The organism is Gillisia sp. JM1, from assembly GCF_000424645.1.
Lineage (GTDB): Bacteria > Bacteroidota > Bacteroidia > Flavobacteriales > Flavobacteriaceae > Gillisia.
The window spans coordinates 51,687-65,728 of sequence record NZ_KE384218.1; the positions used below are offsets into that span (position 1 = coordinate 51,687).

The following is a 14,042-nucleotide window of genomic DNA, read 5'->3' on the forward strand; positions in this document are numbered from 1 at the left end:
CTAAAATATCTAAATAAATAAGAGCATAAAAAAAAGCCGATCTTAATTAGATCGGCTTAGTATATTTAGATATCAAGAATCTCAGGGCAAACCTATAAGGTCTGTTCCGATGATTCGTGAGGAAAATACTTTCAAAGAATTCAGGCATCCCGATAGCTATCGGAACGACAATCAAATCCCCAATGAGGGATTAACAAAACTCGTTGAAAGCACTAGTTAAGTTTTCTGCGATCATCTCTGCAGGACGTCCTTCAATATGGTGACGTTCTAACATATGAACTAATTCTCCATCTTTAAATAATGCCATACAAGGGGAAGAAGGAGGGAAAGGGATCATGTAGCCACGAGCCTTATCTGTAGCCTCAGAATCTACACCTGCAAATACGGTTACCAGATTATCTGGAGTTTTGCCATTTTGTAAAGAGACACGAGCTCCTGGGCGTGCATTAGCAGCGGCACATCCACAAACTGAATTTACTACTACCAAAGTAGTCCCTTTTTTTTCCATAGCAGCATCAACATCTGCAACGGTATGTAATTCTTGAAAACCTATATTCGTAAGGTCTTCTCTCATCGGTTTAACTAAATCTGCTGGATACATATATAGAGTTTTTATTATAATTTATAAAGGGTAAAGATACAAATTAACTTTAGCTCTTCATATCTCAATTTCCTATATACTAATAGGCTCTATTTATAGATATCAAAGACAAGTTTATGGGATATGGTCTCTTTAATACCTATTCAAAATAGTATATTTGCCACTTATCAAGTTGAAATTTATGTTTAAATGGATATTAGCCTTTGTAGGCTATATGTTTTTCAGATACCCGGGAGCAGTACTGGGGTTTATATTAGGAACTGTAATAGATAATTGGAATCGTTCTTCAGGAGGATTTACATCGGTTTTTAAAACCGAAAGCAAAACGGTGTCTCCTGGCGATTTTGAATTGAACCTCCTTTCTTTAGCCTCCTTGGTAATAAAGGCAGACGGGCAAGTATCTCAGTCTGAAATGGATTATGTGCGAACTTATTTTGTGCGTGCTTATGGAAAAGAGCGTGCAAATGCTACTTTTCGCACCTTTAATGAAATTATAAAGGACAGGGAGATCTCTGCTCAAAGAATTGGACTCTACCTGCAGCAGCGCACCAAATACGAAGTGCGGTTACAGATCTTGCATTTTCTTTTTAGTATTGCACAAGCAGATGGATCAATTTCAAGCGCTGAAGTTTCAGAATTACAATCTATTGCAGGCTTTTTAGCGCTGAACAATAGAGATTTTGAGAGTATTAAAGCAATGTTCTTTAAAAGTGCCGATAATGCCTATAAGATTTTAGAGATCGAAAAGTCGGCTACAGATGCAGAAGTCAAAAAGGCATTTAGAACCATGGCAAAGAAGTATCATCCAGACAAACTTCAGCATATGGACGAAGCTTATAGAAATGGAGCTCAAGACAAATTCACGAAAGTCCAAGAAGCCTACGAGCAGATCCAAAAAGAAAGAGGAATTTAGATTTTCACTACTAGATTTTATCTTAAGATATCAAGCAATTGTTTTGAGGTATAATATTCAAAAACCCGGGTTTGTACGGTAAATCGTTCATCTAGGATAATTGTTGCCGGTAAGGAAAAAGGTGCATTCTTACGAGAGGCCAATAAAAGAGGGAGTTCGTGAATTCCATTTCGTTGGGTAAGCGACAGTTTATTTACAAATTTAATTTTATCAAAGCTTATAGTATCAGTGATTTCCACATCCATCTCTACGGCATAATAATCTGAATTTATCTTCTTTATCACTTCTTCCTTAGTGAATATTTCCCGTTCAATTTTTTTGCAATATGCGCACCATTTCGCGTGAAAAAATATGAATACAGGCTTAGGCTCTATTTGTAATGCCTGCTCAAGTTCAGTCCAGGTTTTCCAATTTATTTTATCCTTGTTTTGCGCGGTTGTAATGGAAAACCCTAACATAAAAATGTATAGAAAATAGAATTGTTTTTTCATAATATTCGCTTTTTTAGAAGTCGCCAAATTTTAAGCCTATAAAGAAGGTTCTTGGCCTGTTGGGACCATAGATATAATCTGAATCACGAAGCGCACCTTTATCAAAATCGTCTTGATAACTATCAAAAATGTTTTGAATACCACCACTTAACTCCACGTGAAAATTTTCTATGGGATCGAAATGGTAAGTGATTTTTGTGGTCATATCTAAAAAGTCTTCAGTATCCACAAGATCTAAAAAGCCAGATTCGCTTACAACTCTCGGCGCGATCATGGAGCCAGTATAACTACCAGTAACGTCTAAATTTAAAGCTTCATTTATAGCCCAGTTAGCCGTAATGAACCCATAGACATTAGGAGAACGAACAAACTCGTCCAACACCACATCCTGTTCCCCAGGAACGCTTCCGTCTGCTTCAAAAAGAAGTTGGTCTTCTTGGTATATAGAGCGCTGAATGGTGGCACCTGCCTGAAACATTAAATCTGGGTTTGGCGATACGCTAAGTTCTAAATTGGCACCTGCAACATAAGCACCAGAACCATTACGGGATTCTTGTAAAATAGAACCGTTAGGAAGTGAATTTCCAGTACTAACAATGGTAAACGGGTTTTTTAGAGTAGTATAAAAGCCTTCCACTAATAAATTGGTCTGTGTTTTATTGTAATCTTTGGTAAAGTTGAGTGAAGCGGTATAGGCATTGGAAAATTCACTTTCTAGATCATCGGAAAGAATTACAAAGCGTTGTTCACCTCCTACCGATGAAATATGCAAGTCCTCGTTAAAGGCTTGTGGAGCCCGGAAGCCTCTGGCATAGCCACCTCTAAACTGTAACTCGTTTGTAATATTGTATAAAATCGTTAGTCGTGGACTCAATACTGTTTCTGAAACATCTGAAGAACGTTCCACATTTTGAATGGTGTAGAAACCATCTACGTTTACGTGATCTATGCGTGCGCCTAGCAACGCAGTAAAAGCCTCTACAGGTTTCCACTCGTATTGGGCATAAAGTCCCAGACTATTCACTTTTTGATCCACTAAGCGGTTATATCCCGGGATAGCATCATCTGTATCGTTAAGCTGATATTCTATCCCAGCGGTGATAACATCTTCATTGTTGAAATTATGAGTGTATTTAGTTCCAGCAACAAGAGCCAAATCTGTTGTCTTTCCAAAAGCGTTGTTTGCAGCTGTAGAATCAGCTCTGGTACGTCCGCCCCCAAGACCGCCATAATAACTGTCTCTATCTGTATGTTGTACGGAGATATAAACCGAACCTGAATTTTTTCTTGTATCATCCCAAAGTTCGTAATCCAGTCCTGAGAATACTGTTGTATGGTCTAATTCTTCAGTAATATCGGTAAATTGTGGAGCTAATTCTATGCGATCACCTCCACGCCTGTATTCTCTTATTCCTGTAAAATCGAATCCTATACGGCTATTGTCATTAGGTCGTAAAAAAGTTTTGGCACCAAGGGAATTGTTGGTAAGCTTCGTGATTTCACTAAAGCCATCTCCATTGGCATCATATGCGTCTCGATCTCGAAAAATTCCATATACCGTAACACCACTCGATAAATCTTCACTTACAATAGATCCATTGAGATTCACATTTCGATCTGCCGATTTTCCATCAATAAGTCCCAAATCTGTTTTTACCTCCCAACTGTCGTTAATGGGTTCTTTGGTAATTACATTTACGGTGCCGGCAATCGCATTCGAACCGAACAGTGCAGAGCCACCACTGCGCACAACCTCAACACGGTCTATAATACTAACAGGTATTTGCTCCAGGCCATAAACGCCATTTAGGGCACTAAAAACAGGACGACTATTAACGAGCACCTGGGTATATTGCCCTCCTAGACCATTGAGTCGCACTTGGGTAAACCCGCAGTTCTGGCAGTTGGTCTCCACCCGCACCCCCGGTTGGTAATTCAAACCATCGGCTAAGGATAGGGATTGTGTGGCATTAAAAAGTTTTGGGCTAAGCACTTTTACAATAACAGGAGCTTCTTTTTTGCTTATCCGGTTACGGGTTGCACTTACCACTACCTCATCCAGCCCAAAGGTGTCTACGGTTAAAGAAAAATTCATGGTTAGATTTTCGCCTGCTATAATACTAATTTTTTTTCTTTGAGTACGAAAGTCCTGAAATTGCACAACGAGCGTAACTTCTCCTTCGGGCACGTTTAATGAATAATTTCCATCAACATCTGCATCAGTTCCAGCGGTTCCTCCATTTATATAAATAGTGGCAAAGGGAACTGGATTGTCATTAGAAGTAATCGTACCAGAAACACTGGTCTGGTTATTTTGCGCAAATGCAAAAGAACAACTTAGAAAAAAGGGTAGTAATAAATGTTTCATCAACTTTAATTTTTAACAAAGGTATAATTTATTTTTAGATTAGTCTAAAAATTGTTTTATCGAAATAAAAAATGTAGTTTAGCAAGCTCAAAATCAGGTTTATGTTCAGTCTCTCTGAAGAAAATTATTTAAAAGCGATTTTTCATCTTGAACGTACTTATCCTACAGGGGTTAGTACCAATGCCTTGGCAGAAGAAATGAGCACGAAAGCTTCCTCGGTAACAGATATGATCAAGCGACTATCTGAGAAAAAATTGGTGGCTTATAAAAAATATCAAGGTGTTATGCTTAGTGAGTTTGGTAGGCAAACTGCTGTAGACGTAATTAGAAAACACCGTCTGTGGGAAGTGTTCTTGGTTGATAAACTGGGATTTGCCTGGGATGAAGTACATGAAGTAGCAGAACAACTGGAGCATATTAAATCTGATAAATTAATAAAAGAACTCGATAGATTTCTAGATTTTCCGAAACGGGATCCTCACGGGGATCCTATTCCGGATTCAAAAGGAAATTTTGTAACCTCCAATAAGGTATTGTTAGCCGAATTAAAGAAAGGAGAGTCAGGAATTTGCATTGGAGTAAAAGATTCCTCTCCAGAATTTCTTCAATATCTGGATAAAAATGGAATTGCGTTGGGAAAAGAAATCAACATTTTGGAAAAAGAATCTTTCGATCAATCCATGCTTATCAAATTAAATGGGAATGAACTTAAGATCTCTAATGTGATCTCGAGTAATTTATATATTAAAACCTCTTAGATTATGATGGAAACTATTATTGCTTACATGGAAAGTTTAGATCCAATTTTAGCGGCACTTTATGCAACACTTTTTACTTGGGGGGTTACTGCACTTGGCGCTTCTTTAGTATTTTTCTTTAATAAGATGAATAGAGCTTTTTTTGATGGAATGCTTGGTTTTACTGGTGGAGTTATGGTTGCGGCCAGTTTTTGGAGTTTGCTGGCTCCGGGAATTGAAATGAGTCCCGGAGAAGGTTTTGTTAAAGTTATTCCTGCTGTTGTGGGTTTTACCCTGGGAGCTTTTTTTCTTTTTGGTCTCGATAAAGTTCTTCCCCATTTGCATGTAAATTTTAAAATGGATGAAAAGGAAGGTATTAAAACCCCTTGGCATAAATCTACTTTATTAACCCTAGCCATTACATTGCATAATATTCCTGAAGGATTAGCCGTGGGAGTGCTGTTTGGAGCTGCTGCAGCCGGTATTGAAGGTGCTAGTATTGGAGGTGCTGTGGCACTCGCTATAGGGATTGGACTACAGAATTTCCCAGAAGGTTTTGCAGTAGCAATGCCCTTACGCCGGCAGGGCCTTAGCAAATGGAAAAGTTTTAATTTCGGACAACTTTCAGCGGCGGTAGAGCCTATAGCCGCAGTGCTTGGGGCTTGGGCAGTATTAACTTTTGAACCAATTTTACCTTATGCTTTATCATTTGCAGCCGGGGCTATGATTTTTGTAGTGGTGGAGGAAGTGATTCCTGAATCTCAGCAGGAAAGATTTACCGACATTGCAACTATGGGATTTATAGGAGGTTTTATAGTTATGATGACTTTAGATGTTGGTTTGGGCTAAAATTTGCAACAACCAGTTTTAATTACAGTCTTTAAAATAAAATTGGTTATGAAATATTGTTTGGTACTTGTGTTTTCTTTGATAATGGGTTCTTCATATGCTCAAGAAAACGATTCTATTGTACAATTTTATGCTGAAATAAATGCTGGTGAGCTGTTCTCTTTTGAAAACAAATCTATTCAGTTCAAAAAAGTAATCTCGGATTCTAGATGTCCTAAGGATGTTACCTGTGTTTGGGCCGGAGAAGCGAAAGTAATGCTCGCTATTCTAGAAAACGGAAAACTAATTGAAGAGAAAATAGTCACATTAAATGGACAAAATCCATTGGATTTTAGCTTTTTAGGTCTGGAAGATATCTATTCTTTAAAAGCGCTAGATCTAATTCCTTATCCAGTTTCTAGTCATAAAATTAAAGATTCAGAATACTGTCTAAAAATTCAATTAAATAAAAAGGTAGAAAAATAAATCAGGAATTAGCTGCAACCACAACCTGAAACGCCACAGTCTTTCTCAGATTCCTTTTTACTTTTTAAAAAGGCTGGCTTCCACACAAATTTTGTGATCACATATCCAACAGAGATCAAAAAGGTGATAAATACTAGTATGTTTTGTAATACGTCCATGATACTTATTTAAGTCGGTTTACATTTAAATTCTTACACTATTTTAAAAGCTGAAAAGCAATTAATGCCACTACGTAGGCAAATGCGCTCATAATTACCAGTTGTAAAATGGGCCATTTCCAGCTGTTTGTTTCTTTTTTCACAATTGCTAAGGTGCTCATGCACTGCATGGCAAAGGCATAGAATAATAATAAACTTATTCCGCTGGCAAAAGTGAATAATGGGCCACCTAAAATGGGATTCACTTCTGCAGCCATCCTATTCTTAATGGTTTCTTCCTCATCGCTCCCCACGCTATAAATAGTTGCTAAGGTTCCAACAAAAACCTCACGAGCTGCAAAAGAACTCACAATAGCAATCCCTATTTTCCAGTCGTAACCTAAAGGTGTTACAGCAGGCTCAATCCCTCTTCCGAGAATTCCTATATAAGAATGCTCCAATTTATAAGAGGCTATTTCTTCTTCTAAATCAGAATCGAGATCAGCTTCAGCATTATAGGTAGAAGTTACAATTTCTTCAGCATTATTAAAAGAATCTCCAGGTCCATAACTTGCTAAAACCCATAATATAATGGAGATAGCAAGTATTATTTTCCCCGCACCAAGTACAAAGGACTTTGTTTTCTCTACCACATTGATCGCTACATTTTTGACCATTGGCAGCTTATAGTTAGGCATTTCTATCACAAAATAACTCTTACTCTTTATCTTCAAAATCTTGTTAAGAATCCAAGCGGAAACAAGGGCCGTTCCAAAACCAAGTAGGTACAAGAGCATTAATGTTAAGCCTTGTAAATTAAAACCTAGGAAGCTTTCGTCTGGGATTACCAAAGCAATTATAATTAAATAAACAGGTAGCCGAGCGGAGCATGTTGTAAAAGGAACCACCAGAATGGTGATAAGTCGCTCTTTCCAATTTTCGATGTTCCTTGCAGCCATAACAGCTGGTATTGCACATGCGGTACCAGATACTAAAGGCACTACACTTTTGCCGCTAAGTCCAAACCTTCGCATAATTCTATCCATCAAGAAAACCACTCGGCTCATATAGCCGCTTTCTTCTAGTAAGGATATAAAGAAGAATAAAAACGCGATCTGCGGAATAAAAATTACAATTCCGCCTAGTCCCGGAATAATTCCTTCAGAAATAAGATTGGTAAAAGGTCCCGCGGGCATCATGTTTTTTGTCCATTCGCTTAATGATGCAAATGTGGAATCTATAAAATCCATAGGGTAGCTGGACCAATTATAGATAGCCTGAAAAATGAGTAACAAGACCATAAAAAAGATCACATATCCCCAAACTCGGTGGGTTAAGATCCTATCTAATCTGATTCTAAGGTCCGTTGCAGATTTTAGATCTACTTTTAAACCTTCTTTCAATAATCCATTTATAAACTGATACCTTAAAATGGTTTCTTTTTGCTGAAGCCTTTTAAGGTCACTATTGCTTTTAGTGTGAAAGCTATTACCATTATCTAAAGAATGCCTGTTTACATTCCCAAAATTTACATCTTGTGTGATAACTAACCAGAGTTTGTATAAAGACTGATTTGGAAATGCCTTTCTTAATCTTCCAAAATACTCAGGGTCCATAATGGAGGCATGCAAGCAAGGTTCAGTAGAAATTTGGCGGTAATTAAGGATCATTTCCTTTAGTTCCTCTATTCCGGTGTTTTTTCTGGCACTTACCAGTGCGATCTTTGTGTTTAATTTTTCTTCTAAAAGGCCAATATCCAATGATATTCCTTTACGCACCATTCTATCTGCCATATTGATAACGAGAATGGTAGGTATTTCAAGGTCTTTTATTTGGGTAAATAGAAGTAGATTTCTTTTCAGGTTTTCTACATCGCTTATTACGACTGCAACGTCTGGGAAGTCCCTATCGTTTTTATTCAGTAAAAGTTCTATAACCACATTCTCATCTAAGGAAGATGCATTTAAACTGTAGGTTCCGGGGAGATCTAAAATATGTGCTTTTAGGCCTCGGGGAAGTTTACAGACTCCCGATTTTTTCTCTACCGTAATTCCCGGGTAATTCCCAACTTGCTGGTTTAAGCCAGTAAGTTGATTGAAAACAGAAGTTTTACCAGTATTTGGGTTTCCAATTAACGAAACATTAATCTGTTTCCCCATAGTATTATATTAATTCTATTTCTATAAGCAACGCAGTCTCTTTGCGAATTGCCAAATGGCTCCCGTTAATGTTCAAATACATAGGATCTCTAAAAGGGGCGGTTTGCACCAACTCTACTAAATTTCCTGGTAAGCAGCCCATTTCTAAGAGTTTCAAAGGAATTTTATCTACGATAAATTCTTTGATGATCCCTCGTTGACCACGCTGTAAATGAGCAACAGTTAGCTTCATTATTATTTAGATTGATTTTAAACAAGGCAAAAATAACTTAAAAAAAAGTCTTAGAAAAGTTTAGGAAGAAAAAGTATAATCGCTAGTATTCAGCTTTTAAAATTTCAATATCATCCAAGAGATCATCTATAGCTTCTGCATTGGTGCCATCATAAAAACCACGTATTCTTTTCTCTTTGTCTACCAAGATAAAGTTTTCGGTATGTATCATATCATAAGGGCCGCCATCACCATCACTTTTAGTGGCTAGATAAGACATCCTCGCCAATTCATAGATTTGCTTTTTATCCCCCGTAACTAAATTCCATTTAGCATCATTCACTCCTTTTTCCAAGGCATACTTTTTAAGCTGAGGCACACTGTCTGCCACCGGAATAACGGTGTGAGAAAGCAATAGCACCTCTGGATCGTCTTTTAAACGTTCCTGGATATCCAGCATATGCCCAGTCATGATTGGGCAAATTGTAAGGCAGGTTGTAAAGAAGAAATCTGCTACGTAAATTTTGTCCTTATAAGTGTCTTGGGTGATTGTTTCTCCATTCTGATTCTGTAGATTGAAGTCGGCAATCTTGTGATATTTCCTCACAAACTGAACCGTAGTATCTACTAATTCTGAATTCACCATATCGGGTTGAAAGACAGGTAATTTTTTCTCCGGTTTCAGCAAAGTATAAATGCTAGAAATAATTATAATTGAAAGAATTGCCATCACTATGGCAAGGGGCTTGTATTTAGAGAAAAACTGAAGCATTATAAATGATTTAATGCAAAATTAAAGCCTTCTAACTAAATACGTGCAAGGGAAGTACTAAAATTTTTGAAGGGAGCATTTCGGGAGATCTTTATACTTTTTTAGGAGCTATTAAAAGGTTACTTTTGTGCGATTTAAAATTTGAAGCAGAGAGAATGGATCCATTTTTAATAAAAGCAATACAGTTACTTCTTAGTTTATCCTTATTAATCGTTTTACACGAGTTTGGACACTTTATACCAGCCAAGTTATTTAAAACCCGAGTAGAGAAATTCTACTTGTTTTTCGATGTAAAGTTTGCGCTTTTCAAGAAAAAAATAGGTGGAACCGAATATGGATTAGGTTGGTTACCACTTGGTGGATATGTAAAAATATCCGGAATGATAGATGAGAGTATGGACAAGGAGCAAATGGCGCTTCCTCCAAAACCTTGGGAATTTAGAAGTAAACCGGCTTGGCAACGTTTAATTATTATGTTGGGTGGAGTTACCGTGAACTTGGTTCTTGGTTTCCTTATTTATATGATGGTATTATTTGTTTGGGGAAGTTCTTATGTAGGTCCAGAAGATATGCCACGTGGATTTGCAGTTGCAGAAAAGTTTAAAACATTTGGTTTTGAAGATGGAGATAGGATCTTAACAGTGAATGGCGAAGAATTTGAAAATAGTGTGGATATTAACCGTTTTCTTTTTATGAGGGACATAAAAGAAATTACAGTGATCCATCAAAATGGTGAAGAAGAAACAATTTCTGTTCCGGAAGGTATAGGTTCTCAAATGTTCCAAGAAGGAGTTATGCAACCCTTTGTACCTATTCAGAATGCGGTTTTAGATTCTGTAATTGCAGATCTTTCAGCTTATAAAGCAGGTTTAAGAAAAGGAGATAGTTTGATCTCCGTTAACAAGCAAGAAATCGGATATTGGCATGAGATAGAACCAATAACTTCTGAAAATAAGGAAAAAGAGGTAGAAGTGGTCTTTAAAAGAGATGGAGATATCATGAGTGTTATGGTGGCTCCAGATGCCGATGGATTGCTAGGTGTATATAGTAAAAGAGATTTTAACGTGCAAACTAAAGATTATGGTCTTGGTGAAAGTATTGAAGCAGGCTTTAACTATGGGTATTGGACACTTCATGACTATGTTGCACAATTTAAATATGTATTTACTGCTAAAGGGGCAACCCAGGTTGGTGGTTTTGGGGCAATTGGAGGCCTATTCCCGGATGCTTGGGACTGGAAAGGCTTCTGGTTGGCAACGGCTTTAATTTCTATCATACTAGCTTTCATGAATATCTTGCCAATTCCGGCATTAGATGGTGGACATGTGGTGTTTTTGCTTTACGAAATCATTTCAGGGAAAACTCCTAACGAGAAATTCATGGAATATGCTCAAATGTTTGGATTCTTTTTATTGATCGCATTGGTATTGTTTGCTAATGGAAACGATTTATATCGCTGGTTATTTGACTAATAGAATTTAACTAATTCAGCAGCAAAAATTTTTATCAAAAATTAGAAAAAAAAGTGGTTTTTTGTTTTGTAGGCATTTAAAAATTGATTTATATTTGCAACCGCTAAAGAGAAATATTTAAGTCTCTATGGCAGGTCCAGATTAAGAGTCAGGATCTTTAAAAAGAAAAACGTTCTTAAAGAATTATAAAGTACAGTTTCCTCCTTAGCTCAGTTGGTTAGAGCATCTGACTGTTAATCAGAGGGTCCTTGGTTCGAGCCCAAGAGGAGGAGCACAAAGCCTGACAGAGATGTCGGGCTTTTTTGTTTTTTATACTTTTCCAATGGTGTCATTTGAGTGGAACATTTCCTATATTTAGGATATTATGACTCAAGAGCCCTTTTATCTTCATAAATTAGTTGATGGCAACTTTATTCCTTTTAAGGAAGACTACTCAAATTTTGAAACCATTAAGCTCGAAAATGAGTTTGTAGATTTGCAGCTCCATCCAAAATACTCTCAAATTGCTCTACCTAAAATTATAAATGACTTAATTGACGATTTTTTTAGTTTATATGGTAATCTTGAATTAAAAAATTCCTTAGTTAATATAATAGCTGGTTCACAAAATCTTTATCGAAGACTAAAAGATGCTGATACTAATGTTAATCTATTTTCTGACTTTCAACATGAAAAAAAGGATAGAAGGGCACTTTTAGAACTACTAGAGAAATATCACTTCGAGGAAAAGGACTTTGTGAAAGAAGTTGTTTTCAAAAATGAAAAGAGATTAAGAATTCAAAATTTTTTCACTATTAAAGATATATGTGATGCATTAATCCAACATTACGAATTGAATATTGAGAGTCGTGAAGAATTTGAAAACAGGAAAAACGAATTATTGAGTGAGACGAATCAAATCAATTACGATAAATTCACTGGTTTTTGCAGATATCTTACCTGTACAGCACTAAAAAACCTATTTAATTCAATAGCACCTACAAATAATGAATTATTTGAGATTATTGCAGTTTTCTTGAACTGTGCTCAAATTCCACGTATAAGTAATACAGATTATACAATAAGTCCAAAATTCAAAGAAAATCTATCTGAAATAGATGGTTACCAGTATATAAGAAATATTCTGAACCGCAAATACAGCTTCACAATAAAGTAACTTAAAACAAATTTTCTCCAAAACGGATAAAATTCTGTTTCGAACGGTTCAATTTTAACCAAACATCTTTGTAGAGAATAATTACACTTACGTGTACTAAATCATGCAATTATGAAAGAGTTATTAGTTGAAATTAAGAAGATCTTGTTAAATCAACAATTGAATTCAAAAGAGATCTTGAATTCAAAGGAGGCATCATACTATTTAGGTATAAGCCTTAATAGCCTATATCAATTAACTTCAACAGGTAAACTTACCCATTACAAGCCTACAGGAAAACTTATTTACTTCAAAAAGCAGGATTTAGACGCATTTCTCTTGAAGAATAAGATTGGAGAATTGCGAAGTTTTTAAATATAAAATATTATTAAATCATTAAAAATGAATTTTAAAAAAATTCAGAGTGAGGTTTATGAAAATTTACCTCCTTTAATTAAAAATCTCACAGATCCTTTTGAAGGCAGAGAAAAAGATGTAGTTCTACTTTCAACATTGGGAGTAATAAGCAGTGTACTTCCAAATGTTCATGGTATTTATGACGGTAACAAGGTTAGTGCTAATTTTTATTTAATGGTGTTAGCACCACCAGCATCAGGGAAAGGTGTCTTAAGTTTTTCAAAGAATTTAATAATTAAAATTAATAAAGAAATTTTAAAGGAAAGCTTTAAGAAGCAAAAAGAATGGGGTAAAGAAAAAAACAGAAATGGCGGAGGAGCGGATTATCCTCCGTTTAAAGTAAAAATCATTCCTGGAAATATAAGTTCAGCAGATCTATATGATAAAATTAAAAACGCCCATCATGGAGCAATAATTATAGAATCTGAAACAGATACATTAAATGCAATAATGAAACAGGATTTTGGTGATTTTTCAGATGTTTTAAGAAAGGCATTTCACCATGAAGATTTATCAATAAGTAGAAAAGTTGAAAAGCAATTCGATATTATAGAGAAGCCTCGACTTTCACTGGTACTATCAGGAACTCCAGATCAATTAGGACCTTTTATTAAAAGCACAAAAAATGGTCTTTTTAGTAGAATAGCTTACTATTTTTTTAATGAAATAACTGAATTTAAAGATGTTTTTGCTGAAAGAGAAATTAATATCAAAGATCTCTTTTTAAAGACAGGAGATGAGATTCACTCTATGTATTATAAGCTATTGAATAATGAATTTTCATTACAATTTAAATTCACAATTGAGCAAGAATTAAATTTTGTTTCAGAGATGAGGATAATTTATGATAAAATAACTCATACAAAAGAGATAGATTTTATTGCGTCAGTAAAAAGACATGGTTTAATAATGTTTCGAATAGCAATGATTTTAAATGTTACAAGGCAACAACCGGACCTCAATACAAATGAAAAGTTAATATGTACAGAAATAGATTTCAAGAATAGTTTAGAAATTATTAGAACTCTTATTGGTCATGCATATAGTGTTTTCACCTTAGACAAGAAGTTTTTACTTCCTTCAATTGAACAAGATGTTTTAAACGATCTTTCTTTAGTATTCACTTCAGAGGAAGCTGTAAATGCAGGTTTATCTAAAAATATTAGTGAAAGAACTATATATGATAAGTTGAATAAGTGGAGAAGGCAAAAACTAATTATAAAAATGACGCATGGGAAATATAGAAAAGCTAATAACTAATAATATAACCTTCATTTTATGCAGTTTATGCATTTTCAAATATAAATTAATAAAA

Annotated in this window: 15 protein-coding genes and 1 tRNA gene; 9 read left to right on the top strand and 7 right to left on the bottom strand. The window is 35.7% G+C overall.

Annotated features, from left to right (window positions below):
* Nucleotides 1–190: 190 nt before the first annotated feature.
* The gene (locus H033_RS0103505; protein ID WP_026837052.1) at nt 191–601 is read right to left on the bottom strand and encodes a BrxA/BrxB family bacilliredoxin; all 411 of its coding nucleotides are present in this window, start codon (nt 599–601) and stop codon (nt 191–193) included.
* A 181-nt stretch (nt 602–782) separates the two neighbouring features.
* On the opposite strand from H033_RS0103505, the gene H033_RS0103510 reads away from it, so the two are divergent.
* On the top strand, nt 783–1,514 hold the full coding sequence (locus tag H033_RS0103510) for a TerB family tellurite resistance protein (protein ID WP_026837053.1): 732 nt from the start codon (nt 783–785) through the stop codon (nt 1,512–1,514).
* Nucleotides 1,515–1,531: 17 nt separating this feature from the next.
* Here the strand turns inward: H033_RS0103510 and H033_RS0103515 are convergent, their stop codons facing one another.
* A complete protein-coding gene (locus H033_RS0103515; RefSeq protein WP_026837054.1) occupies nt 1,532–2,005 on the bottom strand; it encodes a thioredoxin family protein in 474 nt (157 codons plus the stop codon).
* Nucleotides 2,006–2,018: 13 nt separating this feature from the next.
* Entirely contained in the window at nt 2,019–4,373 is a 2,355-nt protein-coding gene (locus tag H033_RS0103520) for a TonB-dependent receptor (protein ID WP_026837055.1), read from the bottom strand.
* 101 nt (nt 4,374–4,474) lie between these two features.
* Here H033_RS0103520 and H033_RS0103525 point away from each other — a divergent pair, with 101 nt between their 5' ends.
* From H033_RS0103525 to H033_RS19465, 3 genes are read left to right on the top strand one after another with little or no spacing between them, the layout of a single operon-like run.
* On the top strand, nt 4,475–5,131 hold the full coding sequence (locus H033_RS0103525) for a metal-dependent transcriptional regulator (RefSeq protein WP_026837056.1): 657 nt from the start codon (nt 4,475–4,477) through the stop codon (nt 5,129–5,131).
* A gap of 6 nt (nt 5,132–5,137) precedes the next feature.
* Nucleotides 5,138–5,959 (top strand): ZIP family metal transporter, encoded by an 822-nt coding sequence (locus H033_RS0103530; RefSeq protein WP_026837057.1) that lies wholly within the window; start codon nt 5,138–5,140, stop codon nt 5,957–5,959.
* A 48-nt stretch (nt 5,960–6,007) separates the two neighbouring features.
* Nucleotides 6,008–6,424 carry a hypothetical protein gene (locus tag H033_RS19465; protein ID WP_155827706.1) on the top strand — a complete coding sequence of 139 codons (417 nt, stop codon included), beginning with the start codon at nt 6,008–6,010 and terminating at the stop codon, nt 6,422–6,424.
* 8 nt (nt 6,425–6,432) lie between these two features.
* On the opposite strand, the gene H033_RS21770 is transcribed toward H033_RS19465, so the two are convergent.
* From H033_RS21770 to H033_RS0103550, 4 genes are all read right to left on the bottom strand, one after another.
* Nucleotides 6,433–6,582 (bottom strand): hypothetical protein, encoded by a 150-nt coding sequence (locus H033_RS21770; RefSeq protein WP_196809414.1) that lies wholly within the window; start codon nt 6,580–6,582, stop codon nt 6,433–6,435.
* A 38-nt stretch (nt 6,583–6,620) separates the two neighbouring features.
* Nucleotides 6,621–8,720: a ferrous iron transport protein B gene (gene feoB, locus H033_RS0103540; protein WP_026837058.1), complete on the bottom strand. Its 2,100-nt coding sequence runs from the start codon at nt 8,718–8,720 to the stop codon at nt 6,621–6,623.
* A gap of 4 nt (nt 8,721–8,724) precedes the next feature.
* Entirely contained in the window at nt 8,725–8,952 is a 228-nt protein-coding gene (locus tag H033_RS0103545) for a ferrous iron transport protein A (RefSeq protein ID WP_026837059.1), read from the bottom strand.
* A gap of 82 nt (nt 8,953–9,034) precedes the next feature.
* A complete protein-coding gene (locus H033_RS0103550) occupies nt 9,035–9,703 on the bottom strand; it encodes an SCO family protein (RefSeq protein WP_026837060.1) in 669 nt (222 codons plus the stop codon).
* Between the two features lie 155 nt (nt 9,704–9,858).
* Here H033_RS0103550 and rseP point away from each other — a divergent pair, with 155 nt between their 5' ends.
* From rseP to H033_RS0103575, 5 genes are all read left to right on the top strand, one after another.
* The gene (gene rseP / locus H033_RS0103555) at nt 9,859–11,175 is read left to right on the top strand and encodes an RIP metalloprotease RseP (protein ID WP_026837061.1); all 1,317 of its coding nucleotides are present in this window, start codon (nt 9,859–9,861) and stop codon (nt 11,173–11,175) included.
* Nucleotides 11,176–11,373: 198 nt separating this feature from the next.
* Nucleotides 11,374–11,447, top strand: a tRNA-Asn gene (locus H033_RS0103560).
* 92 nt (nt 11,448–11,539) lie between these two features.
* On the top strand, nt 11,540–12,331 hold the full coding sequence (locus H033_RS0103565; protein ID WP_026837062.1) for a hypothetical protein: 792 nt from the start codon (nt 11,540–11,542) through the stop codon (nt 12,329–12,331).
* A gap of 111 nt (nt 12,332–12,442) precedes the next feature.
* Nucleotides 12,443–12,685, top strand: coding sequence for a helix-turn-helix domain-containing protein (locus tag H033_RS19470; RefSeq protein WP_034886087.1), 243 nt, complete (start codon nt 12,443–12,445; stop codon nt 12,683–12,685).
* Nucleotides 12,686–12,712: 27 nt separating this feature from the next.
* Nucleotides 12,713–13,987, top strand: coding sequence for a DUF3987 domain-containing protein (locus H033_RS0103575; RefSeq protein WP_026837063.1), 1,275 nt, complete (start codon nt 12,713–12,715; stop codon nt 13,985–13,987).
* Nucleotides 13,988–14,042: the final 55 nt, after the last annotated feature.